We start from the raw sequence: 24,688 nt of genomic DNA, 5'->3' as shown, positions 1-24,688 counted from the left end.
AATTAAGCTATATTTAATTAAATTAATATTAATTTTTACAAAATTATTTTTATTAGTTGGCTTGTAAATTTAAATTAGCTTAAAGAATAGTTATGTAATATTTTTGCAAAGGTAAAAAAGGGGTAGTAATGGAAAATATATTTTTGGAATCATATGATGTTTTTAAGGTATGTAAATCCCCAAGCAAATTAAAAATTTATGATGAATTTTTGCAAAACAACAAAAGGTACTCTATAACGCGTTGCTACTACGTCATCGTGGTGGACAATACCTTTTTAACCTACTCGCATCTCATGGTCTATGAGCAGCTACTCTATCTTTTGTACTCGCAAAATAAACTAAAAAATGGCGACTTTTCGCTCACCCTTAAAAAAGCAGAGCTTGCTAAGAAATTTAAAACAGATATTACTAAAAGTGCCACAGATACGATAAAGTGCTTTTATGAGATGCAGGATGTGAAAATTTCGATCTTTGTAAAAGATAAGATCGAAAAGCAGATGAATATCATAGAATTTATAGACGCAGATCAAACTGAAAAATATGGTGATCTACAAGATGAGATAAATTTGAGGCTAAACCCAGAATTTGTAAAGCTCTACCGATGCATCTATCTTGATAAGATCGAGTATTTAAACAGCTTTGACATAGAGCAAGGCAGCTTCATAAGATACTTCATGCAGCACGAGCTAGATGGTGGCGTAAGAAGCTCAGCTATTATCGATAAAATGGGCGTTTTAAACTATTTGCCTTTTGCTTATAAGAAGCGCTTTGAGCAAGAGGTGGCAAATGTTAGCTTTTATTATAAAAATGAAAAGTACGAGATAAAAGATGGCTTTGTAGTAGTCACAAATCACGAAAATAGAGTGATGGATAATCAAAATGCCTCTATTGAGCTCTTCGGTCTTATATACGAACAGATCACAAAAAATTGCACTAAAAACATCGTACTAAATGATGCAAATTTGCAAAATTATTATGCGAGGTTTGGTAAATTTGAGACAAATCAAACTATCTTTAAAATTTTTAGCAACATGGAGCTCATGCTAAATCACTCAATGCAAAAAGAAAATGCCAAAATTTCTTTCTTCTCTCACTTTTTTGAAAGCATAGTTTGTAAAAGAGATACGGAGCTTGAAATTTTGATCGAACTAAATCAAAAAGGCTTTGAGTATATCATCTCGCGAAGCGCAAATTTAGACTTTTATAACGTTGAGTCAGCTGACTACGGACTTACTTCATATCCAGCTAGCTCTTGTGCGGTGGGTGGAAATTTCTAAATTCAGTTGATTTTGTCTTTTAGTTTGGCGATAACCTCGTCAAGCTTCCCGCTATCTTGAGCGTTTTTTAGGCATTCGTTTATCTCGGTCATCTTTTTTGTAAATTCATTTTTTATAATGTCAGCCACAAAGTCCTCGCTGCTAGTCTCGTCCAAGATGGGATACATGTCTCGCCAGATATCTTTGATCCACCAGCCACATTTTGATATGCAGGGGAACTCTTTAAGCTCGCCAAGCTTTAGGCTCATCATAACTTCGTCAGAGTGCTTGATATCGTCTGTGACAAAGTCTTTATGAGCGTTATCAAAGCTCGTAAACATGCGGTAGCCAAGGCTTGATACGTTGTTTTCAGAGCAAATTCTAAACTGAAAAACATTATCTTTATAGTCTAAATTCGATATGCAAATTTGATGTTTTTGGGTGAAATTTGGAAATGAGTTAAACCTTTTATCATCTATATTAAGCTGCCATTTTGAGTCATTATCGCTAGCTAAAAACTCTTTAAAGCTTAGTTGTACAAATTCTTTATAGCTCATCTCATCGGCTGTGAAAAAGTCATAGTTGCTACTGTTTTTTTCTTTAAAATCTTTAAATTTCATTTCATTTCCGATCAAAAAAGTGTAACTATTTTACTACTTTTAACAATAAAGCTTATTAAATTTTACGAAATTTGTAAGATCTTTTATTAGCGAGCTATTTCGGCTTTAGAAATTTAAGTTGTGTAGCAAATGTTTTTTAAAAACAAATCAAATTTCATCCGTGATGATCTCTATCTTACTTGCATCGACTAAGCTGCCATCTATGATGATCTCCTCTATCTTGCCAGCTCTTATAACGCCGCTTTTTGGATTTTTCACACTTTTTATGCAGCTTTTTGTGCTCACATCGACGCTTGAATACTCAAAAGCAAGGCTTGTATCCATAAAAATGCAATCTTTCACGACCAAATTTTCTACGTAGCAAAGCGCTTGCAAGCTCTTTATCGTGCAGTTTATGAGTGTCACATTTTTCGCGTTCCAAGCTAGATATTCGCCCGAGATAAGGCAGTTTTGAGCGACCACGTTTTCGCAGTTCCAAAAGGCGTCTTTTGAGATGAGTTTTGAGTTTGTAATGCGAAGGTTTTTGCAGCTATCAAAGCAGTAGTTGCCGTCTAAGCTTAGCCCATCAACCTCTAAATTTTCACTATTTGCCCCGAAGTAATCCCCTTTTGCAAAGAGGCTTTTTATCTTCACGTCCGCACATCCCCAAAGTGTCTCGGCAGCGTCTGAGAAATTTACATTTTCAAGTGAAATTTGCGAGCTTTTTCTAAAGCTTTTTGGCGCATTTATGGCCACGTCTTTAAAGCTTAAATTTGTGCTGTACCACATGCCAGCCCTTGCTAGAGGCTCCAAGTATCCGCCATTTAGCGTGATGTCGCTTGCGTACCAAAGTGGATATTTGTAGGCAAAAACGCACTCATTTAGCTTTAAATTTGAGCTGTGTTTTAGCGGCGACTCGCCATCTTCAAAGATGCAGTTAGTAAAATTTAGTCCCTTTACCCCAAACATCGCGCGTTCTCCAGTGAAAATTTCAGCGTTTCTCTCTTGCATTTTTGTCCTTTATTAAATTTTTCTTTCAAAATTATACTGATTTTCTCAAAATTTATTGCAAAATGCCATTAAATTTACTTTAAAGACGCAAAGCGTTATAATCGCCCCAAAAAAGGAGCAAAAATGGGTTTAAAATCAGACTCTTGGATAAGGAAAATGTCGGTTGAAAAGAAGATGATCGTGCCATTTGCCGAGGAGCAAGTGGGTCGCGGCGTCGTTAGCTACGGCGTTTCTAGCTATGGCTATGATATCCGCGTGGGCGATGAGTTTAAAATTTTCACAAACATCGGCGGAACCGTCGTTGATCCAAAGAATTTTGATGAGAAAAATGTGGTTGATTTTAAGGGCGATGTCTGCATCGTGCCGCCAAATTCTTTTGCTTTAGCGCGCACGATCGAGTACTTTAACATGCCTGATAACGTGCTAGCGATCTGCCTTGGCAAGAGCACATACGCAAGGTGCGGTATCATCGTAAATGTCACACCTTTTGAGCCTGGATTTAAGGGACATATCACGATAGAGATCTCAAACACGACGCCACTTCCTGCGAAGATCTACGCAAACGAGGGCATCGCGCAGGTGCTATTTATCGAAGGTGATGAGCCTTGCGAGGTGACATATGCTGATAAAAACGGCAAATACCAAGCCCAAGAAGGCATCACGCTGCCTAGAATTTTGAAGTAATTTTCATGCCTTTGCGACTTTGCAAAGGCTAAATTTATCGCCCACTTTTTATAAAAACCCTAAACAATAACGAAATTTTGACGAAATAGAAGCTAGAAAGAGCGAAGCTTTGATAAACAAATTTTAAATTTGGCACAGCTTTTGCTTAAAAATTTATAAAAAATAATTTAAATTAGCCATTTATAAATCAAAAAATGACTAGCAAAAAGGCGCAAAATGTTTAACAACAAATCGATATTGATCACCGGCGGAACAGGAAGTTTTGGTAAAAAATACACTGAAATTTTGTTAAAAAAATATAAGCCAAAAAGGCTAGTTATCTACTCACGCGACGAGCTAAAACAATACGAAATGGCCCAAATGTTTAAAGACAAGGCGATGCGTTTTTTCATCGGCGATGTGAGGGACTATAAGCGCTTAAGAACTGCGATGAACGGCATAGACTACGTCATCCACGCAGCTGCGATGAAACACGTACCAATCGCAGAATACAACCCAATGGAGTGCATCAAAACAAACATAGATGGCGCTCAAAACGTCATCGACGCCTCTTTGGAGTGTGGCGTTAGCAAGGTGATCGCGCTCTCAACCGACAAGGCGTGCAACCCTGTAAATTTATATGGAGCTACAAAGCTAGCCAGCGATAAGCTCTTTGTCGCTGCAAATAACATCGTTGGAGACAAAAAAACAAGATTTAGTGTCGTAAGATATGGAAATGTCGTTGGTTCTCGCGGATCAGTTGTGCCGCTCTTTAAAAAGCTGATCGCGCAAGGAGAAAAAGAGCTTCCTATCACGCATGAGAAGATGACTAGGTTTTGGATCACGCTTGAACAAGGTGTAAATTTCGTCCTTAAAAACTTTGAGAGGATGAAAGGCGGCGAAATTTTCATACCAAAGATCCCGTCAATGACGATGGTCGATCTCGCAAAAGCCCTTGCACCAGACCTTGGCGTCAAGATCATAGGCATTCGCCCAGGCGAAAAGATGCATGAGATGATGATCTCAAGAGACGACGCGCATCTTACATACGAATTTGATGATTACTACGTTATTAGTCCGTCTATCCAGTTTTTAACAGCCCAAGACTTCTCGACAAATGCTCTTCATCAAAAGGGCAAACCAGTGAGCGAGGACTTTGAATATAGCTCAAATACAAATAAAATTTGGCTCGATAGAGCAGGCCTTCTTGAGATGATAGGAGATGCTAAATGATCCCTTACAGCCGTCAGCAGATCACAGAAGAGGACATAAAGGCAGTCACAGATGCCTTAAAAGATGACATCTTAACAGGTGGCCAAAAGGTCAGTAAATTTGAAGAGGAGCTGGCAAAGTATGTTGGCGTAAAGCACGTGATAGCTATGAACTCAGCCACTTCGGCACTTCACGTAGCCTATCTTAGCCTTGGTGTAAAGGCTGGTGATGAAGTGATCACGACGCCCATTACCTTTGCAGCCACTGCAAATGCAGCTTTGATGGCTGGAGCGCAGGTTAAATTTTGCGACGTAAAAGCAAATGGCAACATCGATGAAGAGAAAATTCCAGCTCTAATCACTCCAAAGACAAAGGTGATAACCGCGGTTGATTACGGTGGCAATCCAGTGGAGCTAGATAAGATCATAAATTTAGCCAAAAAGCACGGCATAAAAGTGATAGATGACGCTTCTCATGCCCTTGGTAGCGTGCAAAACGGCGTAAAAGTGGGCGTTAGGGCTGATATTAGCATATTTAGCTTTCACCCAGTAAAGCCTATCACCACGCTTGAGGGTGGCGCGCTTGCTACAAACGACGATGAGCTAGCAAGACTAGCAAGGCTATATAGAAGCCACGGCATCACCAAAACAAAGCTTTGGGATAGCGACATGAGCCTGCTTGGATACAACTACAGGATCACAGACGTAGCCTGCGCTTTGGGGCTTAGCCAGCTAAAAAGGCTGGACGGCTTTATCGCTAAAAGAAATGAGATAGCTAAATTTTATGATGAGAAATTTAGCGGGTGTGAATATTTTAAAACCATAAAAATCCCAGCAAATACAACTAGCTCAAGGCACCTATATCCAGTGCTTTTGGATGAGAAATTTTGGGATAAAAAAGAGCAAATTTTTGAAGCACTTTTGCAAAAAGGCGTTGGCGTGCAGGTGCATTATAAGCCAACATATAAATTTAGCTTTTATAAAGCGCTACTTGGCGAAATTTTACTGCCAAATGCGGAGAAATTTTATAGCGCCGAGCTTAGCATCCCATGCCACCATGGCATGAGCGTGGATGGTGCTAAATTTGTTGCAAGCACGCTTTTTGACGTGCTAAGCAACGTTTGATTTTAAAGTTAAAAAATGATTGTAATTCATGCACGAGGAAATGAAAAGATAGGCATAGGCAATCTTGCTAGATGCTATGAACTTGTGAAATTTCTTGCTAAAGAGCATGAAGTAAGAGCTATTTTTGAATGTGATGAAAAGTTATTTTCTAGGTTTAGTCAAAATGCTTTTAGAAGCGAAAGTTTGAAGCACTCAAAAGAGTTGATAGCCAGACTAAAACCTAAAATTTACATCAATGATTTGCTAGATGCCGATAAAAGCTTGAGCGATTTTGTAAGGGGCACTGGAGCACAAAAGATAGTGAGTTTTAACACTCTTGAATATGGCTTTGAACCCGATGCATTGATCATAGCTGATGAGTTTAACTATCCAGCACCACATGGCAAATTTAAAGTTTTTCGTTCGTTTAATTATTATATAGTTGGCGAGGCTGTTTTAAAAAACCGAACGAAATTTATACCAAAAAAGCAGTTAGAAAATGTTTTACTCTCCTTTGGTGGCTCTGATCCAGCGATGTTTAGTGAGTATTTTGCAGATGTTATTAAAGAAAACGACAAACATCGCTATACGCTTGTGCTCGGCCCTGCCATGAGTGAAGAGCGAAAAATAAGAATTAAAAGCGTTAAAAAAACAAATTTGGACTTTATCGATAGCCCAGCTGATCTGATAGAGTTACTAAGAAAGCATGATATCCTTCTTACTCTAGGTGGCATGAGCGGATATGAGGCTATGACGCTTGGAGTGCCAGTTTGTGGGGTACGGTGGGAGTATCTTGCTTATGTAGTAAAGAGTTTTGGCGAGTTAAAGATGATGAATGACTTAGGAAATATCAGTGATGCCTATGTAAATTTATTAAATTTAAACATTGATAGAGTTAATGAAATTTGTCAAAATGCCTATCACAAGATAGATGGCAATGCGCTAGCAAATATAACAAAAGTTTTAGAAGGATTTATAGATGAGTGAAATCAGCCTTAAAATTTGTAAAGGTGGTGATCTTGGTGTAAATTCTTATATTCTTATGAGTAAAGATAGTGCGATCGTGATCGATCCAGGGGATTTTAAACAGATAGCTGAAGCTTTGCAAGGTAAAAGACTTGAGTATATCATTATCACACATGAGCATTTTGACCATATATTCGCACTAAATGAGTTAAGGGATCATTTTGGCGCTAAGGTGATCGCACAAAGGACGGCGAGCCAGAATATCACAACATCAAGCAAGAATTTATCGAGATTTAGCGATATGATCTATGATGTTATGAAGGTTGCAAAGAGACAAAATATCGTGGAGTTTAATGCACAAAAAGCTGATATAGAATTTGATGAAAGTTACGAACTCTTGTGGCAAGATCATACGCTTTTACTTACTCATACGCCAGGACACACCGAGGGAAGCTGCTGCATAAGGGTTGATAGATGGCTATTTTGTGGAGATAGTTTATTTGAAGCTACACAAACCTCATTTTTAGGTGGATCAAAAGCAAAAGCAAGATATGATGAAATTTCTCTACCATTTTTTAAATCGCTAGATCCAGATTTGCGCGTTTATGCTGGGCATGGCGAGAGCTTTATCTTGGGTGATAAACTAAATGCCATACAAAGAGCGATTGAGATTTTTAAAAATCGTCCGAAATTTACAAATCTTTTTGTTAGTTTTGATGAATTTAATAAAATAATAAATGAAGCACAAATTCTAGTGCGTGGCAATAACTGCTTTTTACTCATTAAACATAATGGTTTTTATAAATTTTATTATTTGGTTGATAGTTTGGCTGATTTAAAAAATTTAGATGCTTTTTTTAGGCTTATAAATGAACCTATTATAGCCGAGATCGTCTCAACAGAAGTGATTAAGAGTGATTTTTTATACGATATAGATTTTAAGGCTTATAAAATTTATTCTAGATACAAATCAACAAAAAAAAATAGAAGCTTTAAAAATGTGCAAAACGCAACTTTAGATGATATAGATGAAATTTTGGAGCTTATTAATAAAACGTTTGATCCATTGAGTGATTATTTACCAAATTTTGATGAGTTAAAGGAGCTAATATTAAAGCAGGCAGTATTTGTTGTTAGGCTTGAAAATGTAGTAGCTGGCGTGGCTATATATGAGCTCAAACAAAAAATTTGTTATTTTAGACTAAATTGTGTTAGACAAGATTTTCAAAATGGGCTTATTGGGTATGCTTTGGCGTCAGCTCCAGAGCAAATGCAAGAAGCCCAGGTTTTTTATGCATGGATGCATGATGAAAATAGCGAAGCAATTAGGCTAAATCAAGCATTAGGGTATAAACCAGACGGTTTAAAAGACTATATTTTTATAAAAAAAGGATAATGGATGAGTTTAGAAGTTATACAAAATTTAATTATTGAAACGTTAAAAGAATATAACCAGGAGCTAGAAAGTAAGGAGCTAGAAAACCCAACAATAAATACTAGGCTTTATGGTGCTTCTAGCGCATTAGATAGTCTTGGCTTGGTTTATGTAATAGGCGATTTAGAAGATAAAATTTATAAAAACTTTCACAAAAGCATAGTCTTAGCAGATGAAAGAGCTATGAGCCAAAAGACATCACCTTTTAGAAGTGTAGAAACACTAGCGAACTATATACAAAATCTCTTAGAAGAATAAAATGGCTAGAGTAATAGTTATAACTGGCACATCAAAGGGTATTGGACTTGAACTAGCGAAATATTACTTACAAAAAGGCGATATGGTTGTCGGTTGTGCTAGAAGTCAAAATGATATAAAAGATAAGAATTATAGGCATTTTGTTCTTGATGTGAGTGACGAGAGAGCAGTTGTCGATATGATAAGAGCGATAAAAACAGAGTTTAATAAGATAGATATACTTATAAATAACGCAGGTATAGCTTCAATGAACCATTTTCTAACTACCTCTTTTGAAAGCGTGAAAAAGGTATTTTCTACAAATTTATTTGGTACATTTTTATTTAGTAGAGAAGTAGGAAAGATTATGATGAGGCAAAAATTTGGCCGCATTGTAAATTATACAACTGTGGCTAGTGCGTTAAGACTAGAAGGCGAAGCGATCTATGCTGCTAGTAAAAGTGCAATAGAAAATTTAACTCAAACTCTCTCAAAAGAGCTTGCGCCATTTAATATTACAGTCAATGCCATCGGACCAACTCCTGTAAAAACTGATCTCATCAAAGCTGTGCCGCAAGATAAGATTGATGCATTGTTAGAAAAACAAGCGATAAAGAGACTTGGGAATTTTGAAGATATAAAAAATGTGATTGATTTTTACATAGATGAAAAGAGCGAATTTATAACTGGACAGATTTTGTATCTAGGCGGAGTTAATGGCTAATGAATAATATGGTTGATAAATTTAAAGATAATGCACAAATAGCAATAATTTATAACGGCAAGAGGTATAGCTACAATGAACTATATATAAAGATAAAAGAGATAGAGAATTTTATAAAAGATAAGATAAAAAGTGGCGAAGTGGTTGCCATTTTGGCAGATTATTCATTTGTTAGCATTGCGCTATTTTTTGCGCTTTACGAGAATAAAAATATAATCGCACCCATAACTTCAACATCAAAAAAAGAGATAGATGGAAAGGTAAAAGAGTCATTTAGCACAAAGATAATAAATTTAGAAAATGAAAATTTAGTAATTACAAATATAAAAAGTGAAGCAAGTCATAAAATCATAAATGACTTACAAACTTCAAAATGTGCTGGCTTGATACTATTTTCAAGTGGTAGCACAGGTGCTCCTAAGGCAATGATACATAATTTGGACACTTTGGTGGATAGTTATGGGGATAAAAAGCAAAAGCAGATAAATATGCTAGTCTTTTTGATGTTTGACCATATCGGTGGCATAAATACTATGTTAAACATCTTATCTATGAATGCAACGATGATAATACCGCAAAATAGAAATGCTGATGACATTTGCCAGCTAATAGAAGAGTATAAGATAGCTGTGTTGCCTTCTAGTCCGACATTTTTAAATTTAATCCTTATAAATAGATCTTATGAAAAATATGATCTAAGCTCGCTTAGGATGATAACTTATGGCACTGAGACTATGCCCGAAGGGCTTTTAGGCAGACTTAAAGCGGTCTTTTCAAAAGTGAGATTTTTACAAACTTTTGGCACAAGCGAAACAGGCATAGCAGCAACATCATCAAAGTCTTCTAGCTCTACTTTTATGAAAATAGACGATGAAAATTTAGAGTATAAGATCGTAGATAATGAGCTGTGGCTAAGAAGTAAAACGCAAATTTTGGGCTATCTAAATAGATCAATGGAGAGCTTCACTAATGATGGCTGGTTTAAAACTGGTGACTTGGTAGAGCTTGATAATGAAGGCTTTATAAAGATAATTGGCAGGAATAAAGAGATCATAAACGTAGGAGGACAAAAAGTTTTACCTAGCGAGGTTGAGTCTGTGTTACTTGGCATGGATGAGATCGAGGATTGCTTAGTTTATGGCGAGCAAAATGCGATCACTGGGCAAAGTGTCTCTTGTGATGTAGTTTTAAAAAGTGGCGTTGAAGCTGATGGTTTTAAAATTTTAGTTAGAAAATTTTGTAAGGATAAGCTAGATAGTTTTAAAATCCCAACAAGGGTTAATGTCGTGCAAAAAACTGAATTTACGGAGAGATTTAAAAAAAGCAGGATAAAAAGCTAAGCGGATTTTGTCCGCTTAGCTTGAGAAATTACTTTGAGCCCTTTGGCAGCGCGTAAATAACAGTTTCTTCTTGTGTGCAGTCGTAATGACGCATAAAAAGTTCATACTCTGGAACCCATAGTTTTAGTAATAAAGGCAGATCCCAAAGGTCGCTAAATTTATGATAGATACAAATGGCAAGTTTTGGTTTATGTTTGATAATATCATCCATAACACCAAGTAGTGCGTATGTTTCAAAAGTTTGAACGTCCATTTTTATATAAGTTGGAGCTTGATCTATTATGTCACTTATGGCAGCCACTTTGACCTCTTTACCCTCGCCACCATCTGCGCTTTCTTGCAATGTAGAGAATGCATCGTTGCTTCTTATATAAAAACTTTTAGTTTTATAATAAACTCCAGCATCTATGGCTTTTATCTTATCTTTTTGTTCAAGTGTATTTATATATTCAGTCAAAATTTTATAGTTTTTGCCATCTGGCTCAAAACTATAAATTTGCTTAAATTTACCATTTACGGCTTTTATAAAAGCCTCTATCGTATCTCCAGTATAACCACCACAATCAACAAAAACTTCTTCATCACTAAATTTAACTACCTCATCAAAGTATTGTTTTTTAAGATCATCTTTTACATCTAAAAGATAGTGATAGTCTTCGGTAAGCTTAAATTTTAATGCAGCCTTATAAACTTCTTTTGATTTTTCATCACTAAGTAGATTATAAAGTGTAACAAGACGTGAAATTTCTGGAGTGGTAAAGACGTGATTTAGTTCGTTAAGATCGTATTCTTTAAAGTCGTTTAGTGTTTCTTTATTCATAGCACTATCTGATATTAGGTTTTTGCCAAGACTTCTCATGCTGTAATAGTGCTTAAAACCATCATCATAAAGGATATGTGGCATATGAGCAAATACTTCACTATTTATAAAAATAACTGTATTCTCTGGATCTTTATAAAATTCCTCTTTTGATAATAACTTTGCTTTATCTTTGTATTTATTATATCTTTGTAAATCTATGTAGTTATAGTCTTTACAATTTGCAAAAATCCCATTACCACTTTCTCTCTCTGCTACCCAATCATATACGCCATATATATCTACATCGTATGTTAGCTTTAAAAATTTAGGAAGCACTTTGAGATAATAACCAGTGCCAAGAACTATGAGCTTTTTATTTTTACAAAGCTCTTTAAATCGTTTAATCTTCTCTTTTTCATAAATATGGTTAAACTCACCATCTTGCGTCCCAAAAAGCGCATCAACTAGTCCTTTAAAATCGGCATCTTTTATGTTCATTTTCACTCCTTTATTAAATTTTTTAATTTATTTCTATCTATCTTTCCATTTACATTTAATGGCATTTCCTCAAGTGCTATAAGTCGTGTTGGTAGCATATATTTTGGTAAAATCTTGCCTAAATATAGCAAGATTTCCTTTTGTGAAATAGCAAATTGTGAAGTGTAAATTAATATAATAGCATCATCATATAATGCGCATGCACTATCTATGCCATTAAGAGATAGTGCAGCTGTCTCTATCTCGCCAAGTTCTATGCGGTATCCCATATGTTTGATTTGAAAATCTTTACGTCCTTTATACATTAGCTCGCCTAGATCATTATAGTAGGCTAGATCGCCAGTGCGATAAATTTGCTCGGGGTATTCTAGGTTTAAAGGATTTTGTGTAAAAGCACTAGCAGTTTTTGCTGGGTCATTATAATAACCTAGTGCTAAGCTACTACCTTTTATGCAAAATTCTCCGACAACATTTTTTTGTGTTATTAGCTTGTCGTTTTCGTCTAAAATCAACACTTCCGTATTTTGGCAAGGTTTTCCGATAGGCAGTATCTCTGTATCGCTAAATTCTCTATCTACATTATAATAGGTGCAAACCACGCCTACTTCCGTGGCTCCACCTGTATTTACGCACACAGCATCTGGTAAATACTTTTGCCAATACATTAGATGCTTTGTTGGCATTAGTTCGCCGCCGCAAATTATTGTTTTTATGCAAAGCTTTCTGCCTTTTAAAAGATCTAGTTTTGCTATATTTGAAAGTATCGAAGGAACCCAAAATATAAAATTTACGTTTTGAGACTCCAAAAACTCGACTAATTTAATAGGAAAGGTAAATAACTGCTCGCCAACCAAAATAAGCGTCGCACCGACAGCCATAGTTACATAAATATCTGATGTTGAAATATCAAAAACAAGTGGAGATTGATTTGCTATGATTAAATTCTCGTCTAATTTATACTCTTTTACGATCCAATCAATATAATCTATAATTGATCTATGTGGCAACGTTACGCCCTTTGGAACGCCTGTTGAGCCTGAAGTATTTAAGATATAAATTGGATCAGTATCGATCGTATTTTCATAATTTGTTGTATCAAATTTATCTTTGGCGCTTAGGTCTATCTCATCAAAGATTATTAAATTTACGTTTAAATTTTTTAAAATTTCTGCGTGTTTTGTATCGGTAACAATAAACTCAAGCTTTAAATTCTTTATGATCGCTTCAAGCCTAGGCATAGGATTTTTGACATCTAGTGGCACATAAAAACAACCGTTATAAAGTATTCCCAAAAAAGACTTTATAGCTTTTATGCTTTTTGGCAAAAAAACGCCAATAGGTCTATTTCTAACTATATTTAAGCTTTGCAAATGTGCAGCTATCGCCTTTGCTTGAAAATTTAGCTCACTAAAATTTATACTTTCTTTTTCATCTTTTATCGCCGTTTTGAGAGGAAATTTTAAAGCCGAGTTTTGTAAGTAGGAGAGTATGTTTCTTTGCATTTTCTGCCTTATTTGTAGTGGTTAAAATTTTAGTTTAATTTTATTATATCTTAGTTAAAATCAAACTAAAACTTTTAAGGAGAATTTAAGATGGATACAAAAGCAAAGATGGAACTTGTTGCTGAGCTTTTAGAACTTGAAGTTGGTGATTTTACCCCAGAGACGAAGCTTGAAGAGCTTGAAGAGTGGGACTCTTTAGCAGCCATCTCTTATGTCGTAATGATGGATGAACATTTTGGTGTAACAGCAAATCCAAATGATGTAAGAAATTTTAAAACTGTTCAAGATATATTAGATAGTATGAAATAATGGCTTTTGATCATATAAAAAATGTAAAGATTTCAGCAGTTTGTTGTGCTGTGCCAGAAGATAAGCTTACGATAGATGACTTTTATCAAAGATTTGATAAAGAGAGAGTGGATAGATTTGTAAGTGATACTGGCATTAAGCAAAAATTTTATAGTAAAAACAATAAGACTATAACGTCTGATCTCTGTTTTGCTGCAGCTGAAGAGATAATAAGAAAAAAAAATATATCAAGAGATGAGATAGACGCTCTTATCTTAGTGACGCAAAGCCCTGATTACAATGTGCCAGCTACGGCAATAACTTTGCAATATAGACTAGGGCTCTCTCAAGAGTGCATAGCTTATGACATAAATTTAGGTTGCTCTGGTTATATCTATGGCTTACATACGGCGGCATCGATGCTACAAAGCGGATATTTAAAAAAGGTTATATTACTAGCAGGAGAAGTAACTGAACCTAGTGTTGTATTTGGAATACGCGAAAATATGCCTAGTGTATTTGGTGACTTAAACGATCTTCTTTTTGGAGACTGTGGAAGTGCGACTTTGATCGAATATGATGAAGGAAATGAGGGCATAAGATTTGCTTTGCAAACTATGGGAGAAGGATTTAAGGCTATAGGGGCTTGCTATGGAACTAGATATGCATATGCGGGACATCCAAAATTTGATTTCTCCTTGCATATGGATGGGCTAGCTGTAGTTTCTTTTAGTATAACCAAGGTTCCAAAGTTATTTAAGTCTTTTTTTGAAAAATTTCAAGCATCTATAGATGATTATGACTCTGTTTTGTTGCACCAAGCCAATAAGTCTATGATCGACATGATAGCTAAAAAAATAAAAGCACAAGATAAGTTGCGCTTAAGTCTCGAAAGATATGCTAATACTTCATCGGCTAGCGTTCCTAATGCTATGTGCGACTACTACGGCAATAAAGATAAAGATGAAAGTGTTAAGGTTATAATGTCTGGTTTTGGCGTCGGTTTATCGCTAGGTGTTGCAGATGCATATATCAATCCAAAAGATATTTTGCCTATCATCCAAACAGGTATCACATGGGATGAGGGTAGATCAAAAGTGCTTGAAGCCAATGATAAATCTAAAAAATAAAAAAATACTAATAATTGGCTGTGGTGCTATAGGTGGTGCAGCGGCTGAAATTTTAAATGAACTAGGCGCAAAGGTTGTAATAAGCGATAAAGACGAGCTTGTTTTAGATAAAGTTTTATCGAATTTAGACAAACGGCAACATCATAAAGTAGTTTTTGATGTAAGACAAGTAGATCAAATAAAAAATTTTATAAAAAAAGTTGTTAGTGTTGATGACCTAAAGCTAGATGGGCTGGTTTATGCTGTAGATAAAAATTTAACCGCATCTTTAATGGATACCTCGTTAGAACTTTTACAAGATGTTATGATGGTAAATTTCTTTGCTTTTATTGAGGTGATTAAGGCTTTTATTGGCGAAGAAGTTTATAATCCAAATAGTAGCATAGTAGCAGTTTCAAACTATGCATCGCTAGGGGCTGATAAAGGACAAATAGCCTATGGCGCATCAAAAGCAGCGATGGATAATAGCATGTCTGCGATCGCAAAAGAAATTTACTATAAAGGCATAAGAATAAATTCCATACGACCAGCTATAGTGCAAAGCGATAAGCAACTTAGTGAGCGAGAAAAAGAACTAGTTGCTATGATGCAAACTGGTCCGATAGACCCTAAAATTTTAGCCCAGCAGATAGCTTTTTTACTAAGTGATGCGTCAAGTGGCGTTTATGGCAGGCATTTTGATGTTAGAGGCTATCTGGTATGATGAATTTTAAAAACAAAAAAATTTTAGTAACTGGTGCAAGCTCTGGCATAGGCAGGCAAATAGCTATACAGCTAAGCGAACTTGGAGCAATTGTGGTGCTAGTTGGGCGCGATGAAGCTAGATTAAGTGAGAGTTTGAATTTAATGGCTAACCCATCAGCGCATAGGGCATTTGCATATGACCTGCAAAACATAGATGATATCACAAGCTTCGTTAAAAACGCTTTAGTTGACGGTGTAAAGTTTGACGGCTTAGTTCATGCTGCAGGCGTACCAGCAATTTACCCTATTAAAGTTTTAGACTACGAAATATTTGAAAAAGCTTTTAAAATAAATGCCTATTCTTTTATTGAGCTAATAAAGCAAATTTTAAAAAAACAAAATTCAAATGATAATATAAGTGCAGTATTTATATCGTCTGTTTTAACTAAAACCGCTACTAAAGGACAACTTCCTTATATTGTTAGCAAAGGGGCTTTCAATGTTGCAGCAAAATCAATCAGCAATGAATTATCTAAGAGAAATTTTAGGTTAAATACCATAATAACTGGCGCTGTAATGACTAAGATGGTAAAAGAAACCGACGCTTATCGCATGCTTAGAGATGAAATACAAATACTACCAGATAGTTTTAAAATTTTATCTGCTGATGAGGTAGCAAATATGACAATATTTTTGTTAAGTGATAGTGCAAGATATATAATTGGTGAAAATTATTTTATGGACGGAGGCTATTTTTAATGAGTATAGAACTATTTTCAGATCTTAAAGGACAAGTTTATACCCTTGATGATGTAACAAACGCCATGAAAAATTTAGGTGCCAATAAAGCTAAAATACTTTATATTCATACTGATATCGGATTTGGCAAACCGATTTTAAAAAGAAAAGATTTTATCGCAAAGCTTTATGCAAGTATTCTAGCACTGGGCGTAAGAACGCTCATTTTTCCAACATATACGTTTAGTTTTTGTAACCGTGAAATTTATGATATAAAAAATTCAAAAACACCAATGGGAATGCTAAACGAATATGCTAGATGTCAAAATGGGGCGTTTAGAACAAAAGATCCACTAATGTCTGTTTGTGTCATAGGTGAAGTGCCTAGTGAATTAAAAAATATCTCAAAATTTTCATGTGGTAAAGGGAGTGCATTTGAGATAATGGCACAAAGCGACGAAAATATGTTTTTGTTTTTTGGCGCGAAGCCTACTGAGTGTTTTACTTTTTTTCACTATATTGAGTCAATATACGGTGTACCTTACAGGTATGATAGAGATTTTAGTGGTGAAACAATAGATGAAAATGGTATAAAATCAAACGATACATACAAGCTTTGTACCCTTTATGATACTGTAATACCTTACATAGATATGAAGTTGCAAGATAGACTAGAAGCTAAAAATATCTTAAAAAGGTCGCCGCTAGGTGAAAAAGAGCTAATGTTAATAAAAGGTAAGAGTTCGTTTGATGAGGCAATGGGTTGGCTAAAGGAAGATATAAATGTATTTCTTAAAAGACCTTATGATTTGTATCCACTTGGCAAAAGCTACTCTTATGGTGGTGTAGTAAGCGTAAAATAAGGATAAAAATGCAAGATAAAATAAGAGAAATTTTAGTAGATATTAGACCTGAATATGATTTTTTGGAAGATAAAGATTTTATTGAAGCGGGTATGTTAGATAGTTTTGATGTTCTTACTTTAGTGACTGATTTGGAGGAGAAATTTAATATAAAAATAGATGGTGGTGATATATTGCCAGAAAACTTCAGCAGTATAAATGCCATAAAAGATCTACTTATTAAAAGTGGTGCTAAAGTCCAATGAAAACCAAATTTTATGGTAAAAAAATTTCAGGTATGCTGGTTTTGTTACCAGAAAATGAATTTACTTTTGAAGAGGATATGAAATTTAACTCACTCTCTGAAAAACAAAATTTAAAGCTTAAAAATACTATGGGTTATGATCGCCATAGGTTTTTTAAAGATGATTCTTATATATCTCAAATAGCAACTTATGGGCTAAATTATCTTTTTGAGAATGGTTTATTAAAAAGAGATGAGATCTCAGCAATTATTGTTGCAACCATAACGCCTGACTTCTTGATGCCATCTACCTCAAATTTGATAATGGCTTCAGCAAATTTAAATAGTGAAACCTTTTGTATGGATACAAATCAACAATGTGCCGGTTTTGTAAATGGTTTATTTGAGGCTTTTATGCTCTTAAATAATGATGATGCTAAAAAAGTTGTATTGATAACTGGCGATGTTTTGTGCAAAAATCCAGATAGAAGTAATACAAGTAGTTATCCCTTAGCAGGTGATGCAGTATGCATTACTATAGTAGAAAACGATGGCGATAACTCTCCTGCTTATTTTCACTCTGTAGTAAATACAGAAGGCTATGATGCTCTTATCTTTCCATCAATGGGCTATAGGCGTGTTACCGACGAAGAGAGGGCAAAATTTGCAAGCTCTAAATATGGTGATTGTGATTGTTTAGAGTGCATCCATATGGATGGGCAAGCGGTATTTCAATACGTTATGCAAGATGTACCAAAATATATAAATGAAACCTTGGAATTTTCAAAAAAAGATAAAGATGAAATGGCATATTATTTCTTTCATCAGCCAAATAAATTTATGGTAGATAAACTAGCGCAAAAGCTAGGAGTTTCAAGCCAAAAGGTTCCAAGTAATGTTGTTACTTTTTATGGTAACTCAAATAGCTCAACCATCCCTGTGTGTATGGCGCACAATGCAAAGGATGAGCTTTTGGGAGAAAAACGTCTTTGTATGCTAGCTGGATTTGGTGCAGGATTAAACTATGCGGGCATAGTAATGGAGCTTGGCAAATTTGATTTTTGCGAGATGGTTGTAACGAAATTTTAAAAACCATCTACTTTTTAAATTTTATATCTGTATCTCTTTTATCTCGTAAAGCTTATCAAAAAGTTTTCTTGATTTTGTATTTTTTACAATGTCATTATCAAACTCAAATAATTCTGTAATATAGTGATATGAATCGCCATTTTGGCTTGATGATATGGTCTTTCCGCCATATCCAACTCTAAACACTCTGCTATTTTCGATCTTTATATCATAAGATATAATTTTTATCCCAAGCTTCCAGCATATAAACATCATACAGTTATGAAGCACTACTCCGCCACCTTCAAATTTATATAGCTCATCTACTAAATAGTATCCGACATAAAATGACCCGTCTTCAAGTTTTTTAAAATTTATTACGGCATAGTCTTTGTCGTCACATGTTATTAAAAAGGCAAAAAAGATATCCCTTTTCTCTAGAAGTTTATGATAGTCGTTGTGCTGCTTGGTAGTTATAAGCTCAGTCGAATTTGAAACAACTCTAACGAATTCTTGATTGCGATAATCTAAAATTTTCATATATTTTTCATGAGATAAATTTAAGAAATTTGTGATCCTTAGCTCTTTTTTTCTCATTTTTTACCTTTTGATCTTTGCAGTGCCTCATACAAAAATTCAGCCCTTTGCCAGTCATCCAATGTATCTATATCCTGCACCAAATGACGTGGTAAAACGATAGGCACACTATCTTGTCCAAAAAAAACATCATCACTTGATGAGATGTCTAAATTTGCCCAATAAAATTGTCCTGCGTCTTGGTAAGCCTCTTCTAGGTCTTGACTTCTCTTGGCAAAATTTTCTTTCCAAAACATCTCGCATCTGCCGTTATCTGTAATTTTAAATGTCCTCCAGATAGGAAAAGGCATAGATGTGCAAGAAAAAGCGTATTTTGCATTTGAGTTAGATAGCTTTTCAAACCCTATCCTTAGGTATTTTTCGTTGATTAGCGGAGCAGTAGCGTAAATGGTGCAAACAAATTTTATTTTCTCGCCACGATTTTTTAAAAAATTTATGGCGTGCTCTATGACAGCGCCTGTTGTAGTAAAGTCATCGCTTAGCTCTTTTGGACGCATAAAAGGGACACTTGCGCCAAACTTTTGTGCGATGTCTGCTATCTCATCATCATCTGTTGAAACGATGATCTCATCAAAAAGCTTTGCGTTGATCGCAGCCTCGATGCTATATGCGATCATGGGTTTTCCAAAAAATGGTTTGATGTTTTTTCTAGGTATCCTTTTGCTGCCACCACGTGCTGGGATAATGGCTATCGTTTTTTCTTGCATTTTTTACCTTATGTTTTTGGCTGATTATAGCCTAGCAAGTAAAATTTTATGATAAAATCAAACTAAAATTACGGAGTAAAATATATGAAAATAGCAAATTTTGATACCGATAAAAGTGTCTTTTTAATCGCCGAACTTTCAGCAAACCATTCTGGTAGCCTAGAGCTTGCTATTGAGACTATTAAGGCCGCAAAAAGGGCTGGAGCAGATGCGATAAAGCTACAAACCTATACCGCTGATAGTCTTACTTTAAATTCAAAAAATGATGACTTTGTGATAAAAGGCGGACTTTGGGACGGCTATGACCTATATAGCCTTTATGAAGAAGCTCTAACTCCGAGAGAGTGGCATGAAAAACTTTTTCAAGCGGCAAAAGAAGAAGGGCTTATTTGTTTTTCTAGTCCATTTTGTAAAGATGATGCAAATTTTCTAGAGCAATTTAATCCACCAGCATATAAGATCGCTAGTTTTGAAGTGACGGATTATGATTTTGTAGAGCATATAGCCAAAAAAGGTAAGCCAGTTATTATCTCTACTGGTATAGCCACAGAAGAAGAAATTTATGATGTGGTAAAAATTTGTAGAGATTGTGGCAATGAAGATGTCGCTCTTTTAAAATGCACATCAAGCTATCCAGCACCACTTGAAGATATGAATTTACGCACTATTGCAGATATGAAGGCTAAATTTAATGTTACCCCCGGTTTTTCAGATCATACTTTAGGGATTGTAGCGCCAGTTGTAGCCGTTAGCCTAGGTGCAAGGATAGTTGAAAAGCACTTTATCCTAAACAAAGAAGTAAAAAGTGTAGATGAGGCATTTAGTCTTGACGAGATGGAATTTAGACAGATGGCAGATGCCGTAAGAGATACTGAAAAACTACTAGGAAGTGTGACCTATGAGCTAGATCAAAAAGCAGCATTAAATCGATATGGTGCTCGCTCACTTTATGCAAGCGCAGATATAAAAAAAGGTGAAATTTTTAGTGAGAAAAATGTAAGGAGTATTCGACCTTTTTTTGGGTTGCATCCGAAATTTAAACATGAATTACTAGGTAAAAAAGCAAAAAGAGATATAAAGTTTGCTGCAAGATTAACGATAGAGGATTTAAAATGAGTAAAAAAAATAGTAACCAAATTGGTGATAAAACTAAATTATCTGATAATGGCGGAGCAAAAGTTCAAAATCCAATATTTCAAAAAAACCTTCAAGCACTTTTTCAACAAGATGAAATTCTAGCAGCTAGGCTTTGGTCTATTGTTGGTAATAAAGATTATGAAATCTTTATGGGAAAAGACCCTATTGATATAAATTTAATAAACAAACATACTTTTAAATATATATATGATAATCCAGCTGCCGATATCCTAAAACTACTTGAAGATACTGAAAAGGGCTATAAGCGTTATCCGATGCTATTTTTTTATGGTCTTGGCAATGGCATACTTTATAAAGCTCTAGCAAAAAATGAAACTCATCAAAAAATTGTAGTCGTTGAGCCAGAGATCGAAATTATATATCTTGTTTTAAACGTCATTGATCTATCAAGTGAGCTAACAAGCGGACAGATAATACTTTTTTACTCAAAATTTGCAACTTATACGCATTTTTATTATATGGTAACAGAGGCTAAGCTAAATTCATACGCAAAGACTTACGACCTTAAAGTTCATACCCCTTTTTATGACCAGTTTGAAGAAGACTATGTAAGGATAAACAAAGAGATCACAAGAGCATTTTCTCAGATAGCTGTTTCTCATGGCAATAGTATTGATGATCTTTTGCTTGGCACGAGACAAAACTGCGAAAATTTAGCATATATGATTAAAAACTACTGTTATACAAGCCTTGTTAAAAAAAGATATGGTCTTATGGATACGGCTATTATAGTCTCAACTGGTCCGAGCCTTGATAAACAACTTAATACACTTAAAAAATTCGCACCATATGTTACAGTTATAAGTGTTGATGCTTCTTATCCTATATTAGCAAAACATGATATAGCTCCTGATTATGTAATGTCTATGGAAAGAGTATTGCCAACTTCAACTTTTTTTGAAAAAGTGCATCCAAATATTGATAAAAATATATATTTTGTTGTAGCTTCTGTTACACACAAGCAAACTATAAAAAACATATTGCCAAGAAGGCTGGTATTAACTATGAGACCTCAGCAAGAAGAGCAAATGTTTGGTATGAAAAGATATGGATATTTGGGCATTGGGCACAGTTGTGCCAATATGGCATATCAATTAGCGTATGTTTTAGGTCACAAAAATATTGTTTTTATAGGACAAGACTTAGCTTTTGCACCAGATGGCAAGAGCCATGCTACTGGACATGCTTTTGCGCAAGCTGATGAGAATATATTTGTTAAGGCTTATGGAGGAGTTGGAGAGGTTAGAACAACATATGTTTGGACATTGTTTAAGAATCAGTTTGAAAATGACATTGCTCAATCAAGTTTGGAAAGCATCAAGTCTTATAATTGCACAGAAGGCGGCGCTAGGATAGAAGGAACCATAGAAAGATCATTTTTAGATGTTATGGGGGAGCTTTGCAAAGACAAAAAGGCAAAGACACTACCTAACATTAGAAAAGATAGTGAAACTACTATAAATAAGAATTTACTAAAAGCCTATGAAGTAATAAAGACAAAGGTAAAAATCCAAAGCCAAGTAAAACATCAAATAGAAAAAGTCTTTTTGGATGTAGTGCCTAGCATAGATAAGTTGCTCAAACTCGACAATGAAAATAAAATAACCGAAAAGCATTTTAATGAGCTTCTTAAAATAACTAAAAAAATAGATAAGCTTAAAGACATAATTGCAAAAAAAAGTTATCAAAAATATATAGAAAATGTTATACAAATTTCAGTTTATTATCAAGAGCTTGAGCTAGCTAAAATCTCTGTTGCACCAAGTGATACGACACTACAAAAAGTCAACAAACTTCTTATGTGGGTTGAAATGCATAAGTACTGGATGTTCTCTGCAGCGGGCGGTCTAAATGCCGATATAGAAGTTACTAAAAAGGCTTCAAAAGCACTTGTAACTGAGCTTAAAAAGAGAAAGTTAATAACTAAAAATGAGATAGGAAGTGTAAAAGAGAATTTTACGCTAAGTATATAGATAAATTTGCAAGTAAAAATTTAATTTTTACTTGCACTTATATTATTTTTTTGCAGTATCTATATAAATTAAACACGACAAATCCTTTAAATCACATCTAAATTTAAAACGATCAACAAACAAATCTATATTTTGGTTATTTTATTTATTGTAAAACCCCAAAGACTAGCTTTGGGGCTGGGGGTTTGCGTATTGTAAAAGCATTAACACATTAGGGCTTTGCTACTGCAACAAAGCCCTATTTAAAACTTAATTTAACTAGCTACGTTATTGTAGAAGTTTCATTACGTTTTGCTGTACGCTGTTTGCTTGACTCATAGCATAAGCACCTGATTGAGCTAGGATGTTATGTTTTGAGAAGTTAGCAGACTCGCTAGCAAAATCTACGTCCCTGATTTGTGATTCTGCTGATTTTACGTTAACTTGAGTTACAGTTATGTTGTTAACTGTAGCTTGAAGTTGGTTTTGAACTGAACCAAGGTCTGAACGAACTTGATCAAGTGTTTTTTGAGCTGACTCAGCGATACTCATAACAGCCATCGCACCGCGAAGTGTCATAACACCTGCAGATTGATTTTTATCGAGGCCCTTACTCATTCTTTGGAAGCCCATAGCATCAGCTAGTTTAGCGTCTATTTGTCCTCTTACATCTCTAAGAGAAACAGATTGTTGAGCACCACCATCAGTAGAGAATGCTGTATCAAGCTTGAAGGCAGCTGTTGCTGATAGCTTAATATCCCTACCATCAAGACGAACAAGGTTTAGTCTACCAACAAATCCTTTTGTTATGTTATTGCCTTTGCCTCCAAGGCCTTTTTCAATATCTCCACCAGTTGCAACAATGGCACGTCCATCACGGCTTGTTAGCACCATTTCGCCTGTTTCAGCATCAACTGAAGCCTCAACGCCAGTTTGATCTTTAACAGAGTTGATAGCATTTACTAGTGCGCCATTTGAGTCATTTTTCTTAACATCTAGGTCGCCTATTTTAACGCCGTTGATTGTTAAAGACTTAATTAGACCACCTTCAATTGCTTTGCCAGCCTTCCATGTAACGTCAGCTGTAGCTCTAACACCAGTTTTATCAGCAACTTTGTTGATGTTTTCTGCTAATGCACCAAGGCCTTTACCAATACCAGTTGAGATAACAGCAGATGTAACGCCTACATCATTTACGCCATCGACGTTAAGGAATTTAAGTTTTATTTCGCCCATAGCTGTAAGTAGTTTTGAACTCTCAAAACGTGTAAGACCGATCTTGTCAGATGTAGTCGCACCAATACTTGCTTTAACAGTTTGGTTTGAGTAAGCACCTATTTGGAACTCTTTATTAGAGAATGTTCCGTTTAGTAGTTGCTGACCATTAAATGAAGTAGTGTTACCGATATTGTCAAGCTCTTCCATTAGACGAACGACATCGGCCTGCAATGCTTGGCGTGATTGAGTTGTTTGGCCGTCTTGAGCTGATTGAGTAGCTTTAGTCTTGATAGTATCAAGAATTTTTAACTGCTCGTCCATAGCTTTGTCGGCAACTTGAATGATACCAATAGCATCATTACCATTTGCAATAGCTTGACCTAGAGCTGAAGCCTGGCTTCTTAAGCTATCTGCGATAGATAGACCTGAAGCGTCATCTGCAGCTGTTTGAATTCTAAGACCAGAACTAAGTTTGTTAAGTGACTTAGATAGGTCAACGTTGTTGCTAACTGCGTTAGCGTGTGTGTTAAGTGCGTTTACGTTTGTGTTAATACGAAAACTCATTGTAAATCCTTTTATGTTTTAAGTTACGACTTCATGTCGCACGAAAACTATATCGATCGGTTTTTAAAAAAGTTTAGAGCTATGCATAAAAATTTTTTACAAAAATAAAAATTACTCGCCATCTAAAAAATTTTTCACACGTTACACTCT

Annotated in this window: 25 protein-coding genes; 18 read left to right on the top strand and 7 right to left on the bottom strand. The window is 35.3% G+C overall.

Annotated features, from left to right (window positions below):
• Window positions 1–128: 128 nt before the first annotated feature.
• Window positions 129–1,277 carry a hypothetical protein gene (locus tag F3G91_RS08860; RefSeq protein WP_149701325.1) on the top strand — a complete coding sequence of 383 codons (1,149 nt, stop codon included), beginning with the start codon at window positions 129–131 and terminating at the stop codon, window positions 1,275–1,277.
• A gap of 2 nt (window positions 1,278–1,279) precedes the next feature.
• On the opposite strand, the gene F3G91_RS08855 is transcribed toward F3G91_RS08860, so the two are convergent.
• The gene (locus F3G91_RS08855; protein ID WP_149701324.1) at window positions 1,280–1,876 is read right to left on the bottom strand and encodes an effector protein; all 597 of its coding nucleotides are present in this window, start codon (window positions 1,874–1,876) and stop codon (window positions 1,280–1,282) included.
• 147 nt (window positions 1,877–2,023) lie between these two features.
• Window positions 2,024–2,866 carry a DUF3737 family protein gene (locus F3G91_RS08850; protein ID WP_149701323.1) on the bottom strand — a complete coding sequence of 281 codons (843 nt, stop codon included), beginning with the start codon at window positions 2,864–2,866 and terminating at the stop codon, window positions 2,024–2,026.
• 123 nt (window positions 2,867–2,989) lie between these two features.
• Between F3G91_RS08850 and dcd the strand changes: the two genes are divergently transcribed.
• The 8 genes from dcd (at window position 2,990) to F3G91_RS08810 (ending at window position 10,546) form a co-directional block, all read left to right on the top strand.
• Window positions 2,990–3,550 (top strand): dCTP deaminase, encoded by a 561-nt coding sequence (dcd, locus tag F3G91_RS08845; RefSeq protein ID WP_002939953.1) that lies wholly within the window; start codon window positions 2,990–2,992, stop codon window positions 3,548–3,550.
• Between the two features lie 216 nt (window positions 3,551–3,766).
• Window positions 3,767–4,762 carry a UDP-N-acetylglucosamine 4,6-dehydratase (inverting) gene (gene pseB, locus F3G91_RS08840; RefSeq protein WP_009295416.1) on the top strand — a complete coding sequence of 332 codons (996 nt, stop codon included), beginning with the start codon at window positions 3,767–3,769 and terminating at the stop codon, window positions 4,760–4,762.
• Window positions 4,759–5,865: a UDP-4-amino-4,6-dideoxy-N-acetyl-beta-L-altrosamine transaminase gene (pseC, locus tag F3G91_RS08835; protein WP_149701322.1), complete on the top strand. Its 1,107-nt coding sequence runs from the start codon at window positions 4,759–4,761 to the stop codon at window positions 5,863–5,865. Before pseB ends, pseC begins: the two co-directional genes overlap by 4 nt.
• Window positions 5,866–5,880: 15 nt before the next feature.
• Window positions 5,881–6,831 (top strand): hypothetical protein, encoded by a 951-nt coding sequence (locus F3G91_RS08830; RefSeq protein ID WP_149701321.1) that lies wholly within the window; start codon window positions 5,881–5,883, stop codon window positions 6,829–6,831.
• Window positions 6,824–8,206 (top strand): MBL fold metallo-hydrolase, encoded by a 1,383-nt coding sequence (locus F3G91_RS08825; RefSeq protein ID WP_149701320.1) that lies wholly within the window; start codon window positions 6,824–6,826, stop codon window positions 8,204–8,206. The genes F3G91_RS08830 and F3G91_RS08825 overlap by 8 nt, the downstream gene beginning before the upstream one ends.
• A 3-nt stretch (window positions 8,207–8,209) precedes the next feature.
• Complete coding sequence (locus F3G91_RS08820) at window positions 8,210–8,503, top strand: hypothetical protein (protein ID WP_103638830.1); 294 nt, start codon at window positions 8,210–8,212, stop codon at window positions 8,501–8,503.
• Between the two features lies 1 nt (window position 8,504).
• Window positions 8,505–9,206, top strand: a complete 702-nt coding sequence (locus F3G91_RS08815; RefSeq protein ID WP_149701319.1) for an SDR family NAD(P)-dependent oxidoreductase — start codon at window positions 8,505–8,507, stop codon at window positions 9,204–9,206.
• Window positions 9,206–10,546 carry an ANL family adenylate-forming protein gene (locus F3G91_RS08810; protein ID WP_149701318.1) on the top strand — a complete coding sequence of 447 codons (1,341 nt, stop codon included), beginning with the start codon at window positions 9,206–9,208 and terminating at the stop codon, window positions 10,544–10,546. Before F3G91_RS08815 ends, F3G91_RS08810 begins: the two co-directional genes overlap by 1 nt.
• Window positions 10,547–10,574: 28 nt before the next feature.
• On the opposite strand, the gene F3G91_RS08805 is transcribed toward F3G91_RS08810, so the two are convergent.
• Window positions 10,575–11,846 (bottom strand): FkbM family methyltransferase, encoded by a 1,272-nt coding sequence (locus F3G91_RS08805; RefSeq protein WP_149701317.1) that lies wholly within the window; start codon window positions 11,844–11,846, stop codon window positions 10,575–10,577.
• Window positions 11,847–11,848: 2 nt separating this feature from the next.
• A complete protein-coding gene (locus F3G91_RS08800; protein WP_149701316.1) occupies window positions 11,849–13,348 on the bottom strand; it encodes an amino acid adenylation domain-containing protein in 1,500 nt (499 codons plus the stop codon).
• Window positions 13,349–13,438: 90 nt separating this feature from the next.
• Here F3G91_RS08800 and F3G91_RS08795 point away from each other — a divergent pair, with 90 nt between their 5' ends.
• The 7 genes from F3G91_RS08795 (at window position 13,439) to F3G91_RS08765 (ending at window position 18,363) form a co-directional block, all read left to right on the top strand.
• Entirely contained in the window at window positions 13,439–13,657 is a 219-nt protein-coding gene (locus tag F3G91_RS08795) for an acyl carrier protein (protein ID WP_149701315.1), read from the top strand.
• Window positions 13,657–14,766: a ketoacyl-ACP synthase III gene (locus F3G91_RS08790; protein ID WP_149701314.1), complete on the top strand. Its 1,110-nt coding sequence runs from the start codon at window positions 13,657–13,659 to the stop codon at window positions 14,764–14,766. Before F3G91_RS08795 ends, F3G91_RS08790 begins: the two co-directional genes overlap by 1 nt.
• Complete coding sequence (locus tag F3G91_RS08785) at window positions 14,747–15,469, top strand: SDR family oxidoreductase (protein WP_188116822.1); 723 nt, start codon at window positions 14,747–14,749, stop codon at window positions 15,467–15,469. The genes F3G91_RS08790 and F3G91_RS08785 overlap by 20 nt, the downstream gene beginning before the upstream one ends.
• Complete coding sequence (locus F3G91_RS08780; protein ID WP_149701312.1) at window positions 15,466–16,209, top strand: SDR family oxidoreductase; 744 nt, start codon at window positions 15,466–15,468, stop codon at window positions 16,207–16,209. The genes F3G91_RS08785 and F3G91_RS08780 overlap by 4 nt, the downstream gene beginning before the upstream one ends.
• Complete coding sequence (locus F3G91_RS08775; RefSeq protein WP_149701311.1) at window positions 16,209–17,051, top strand: AAC(3) family N-acetyltransferase; 843 nt, start codon at window positions 16,209–16,211, stop codon at window positions 17,049–17,051. Before F3G91_RS08780 ends, F3G91_RS08775 begins: the two co-directional genes overlap by 1 nt.
• A gap of 8 nt (window positions 17,052–17,059) precedes the next feature.
• A complete protein-coding gene (locus tag F3G91_RS08770) occupies window positions 17,060–17,296 on the top strand; it encodes an acyl carrier protein (RefSeq protein WP_149701310.1) in 237 nt (78 codons plus the stop codon).
• 77 nt (window positions 17,297–17,373) lie between these two features.
• Window positions 17,374–18,363 (top strand): 3-oxoacyl-[acyl-carrier-protein] synthase III C-terminal domain-containing protein, encoded by a 990-nt coding sequence (locus F3G91_RS08765; protein ID WP_188116821.1) that lies wholly within the window; start codon window positions 17,374–17,376, stop codon window positions 18,361–18,363.
• Between the two features lie 21 nt (window positions 18,364–18,384).
• Here the strand turns inward: F3G91_RS08765 and F3G91_RS08760 are convergent, their stop codons facing one another.
• Window positions 18,385–18,939, bottom strand: a complete 555-nt coding sequence (locus F3G91_RS08760) for a hypothetical protein (RefSeq protein ID WP_149701308.1) — start codon at window positions 18,937–18,939, stop codon at window positions 18,385–18,387.
• Complete coding sequence (gene pseF, locus F3G91_RS08755) at window positions 18,936–19,646, bottom strand: pseudaminic acid cytidylyltransferase (RefSeq protein WP_149701307.1); 711 nt, start codon at window positions 19,644–19,646, stop codon at window positions 18,936–18,938. The genes F3G91_RS08760 and pseF overlap by 4 nt, the downstream gene beginning before the upstream one ends.
• A gap of 84 nt (window positions 19,647–19,730) precedes the next feature.
• On the opposite strand from pseF, the gene pseI reads away from it, so the two are divergent.
• Complete coding sequence (gene pseI, locus F3G91_RS08750) at window positions 19,731–20,762, top strand: pseudaminic acid synthase (protein ID WP_149701306.1); 1,032 nt, start codon at window positions 19,731–19,733, stop codon at window positions 20,760–20,762.
• Window positions 20,759–22,777, top strand: a complete 2,019-nt coding sequence (locus F3G91_RS08745; RefSeq protein WP_149701305.1) for a motility associated factor glycosyltransferase family protein — start codon at window positions 20,759–20,761, stop codon at window positions 22,775–22,777. The genes pseI and F3G91_RS08745 overlap by 4 nt, the downstream gene beginning before the upstream one ends.
• A gap of 267 nt (window positions 22,778–23,044) precedes the next feature.
• On the opposite strand, the gene F3G91_RS08740 is transcribed toward F3G91_RS08745, so the two are convergent.
• On the bottom strand, window positions 23,045–24,538 hold the full coding sequence (locus F3G91_RS08740) for a flagellin B (protein ID WP_149701304.1): 1,494 nt from the start codon (window positions 24,536–24,538) through the stop codon (window positions 23,045–23,047).
• Between the last annotated feature and the right edge of the window lie 150 nt (window positions 24,539–24,688).

Origin of the sequence: Campylobacter concisus (genome assembly GCF_902460715.1) — a bacterium.
In the GTDB taxonomy this organism is placed as follows: Bacteria; Campylobacterota; Campylobacteria; order Campylobacterales; family Campylobacteraceae; genus Campylobacter_A; species Campylobacter_A concisus_AK.
Note: the sequence above shows the minus strand (reverse complement) of the source record. Positions and strands in the feature narration are given on the sequence as shown.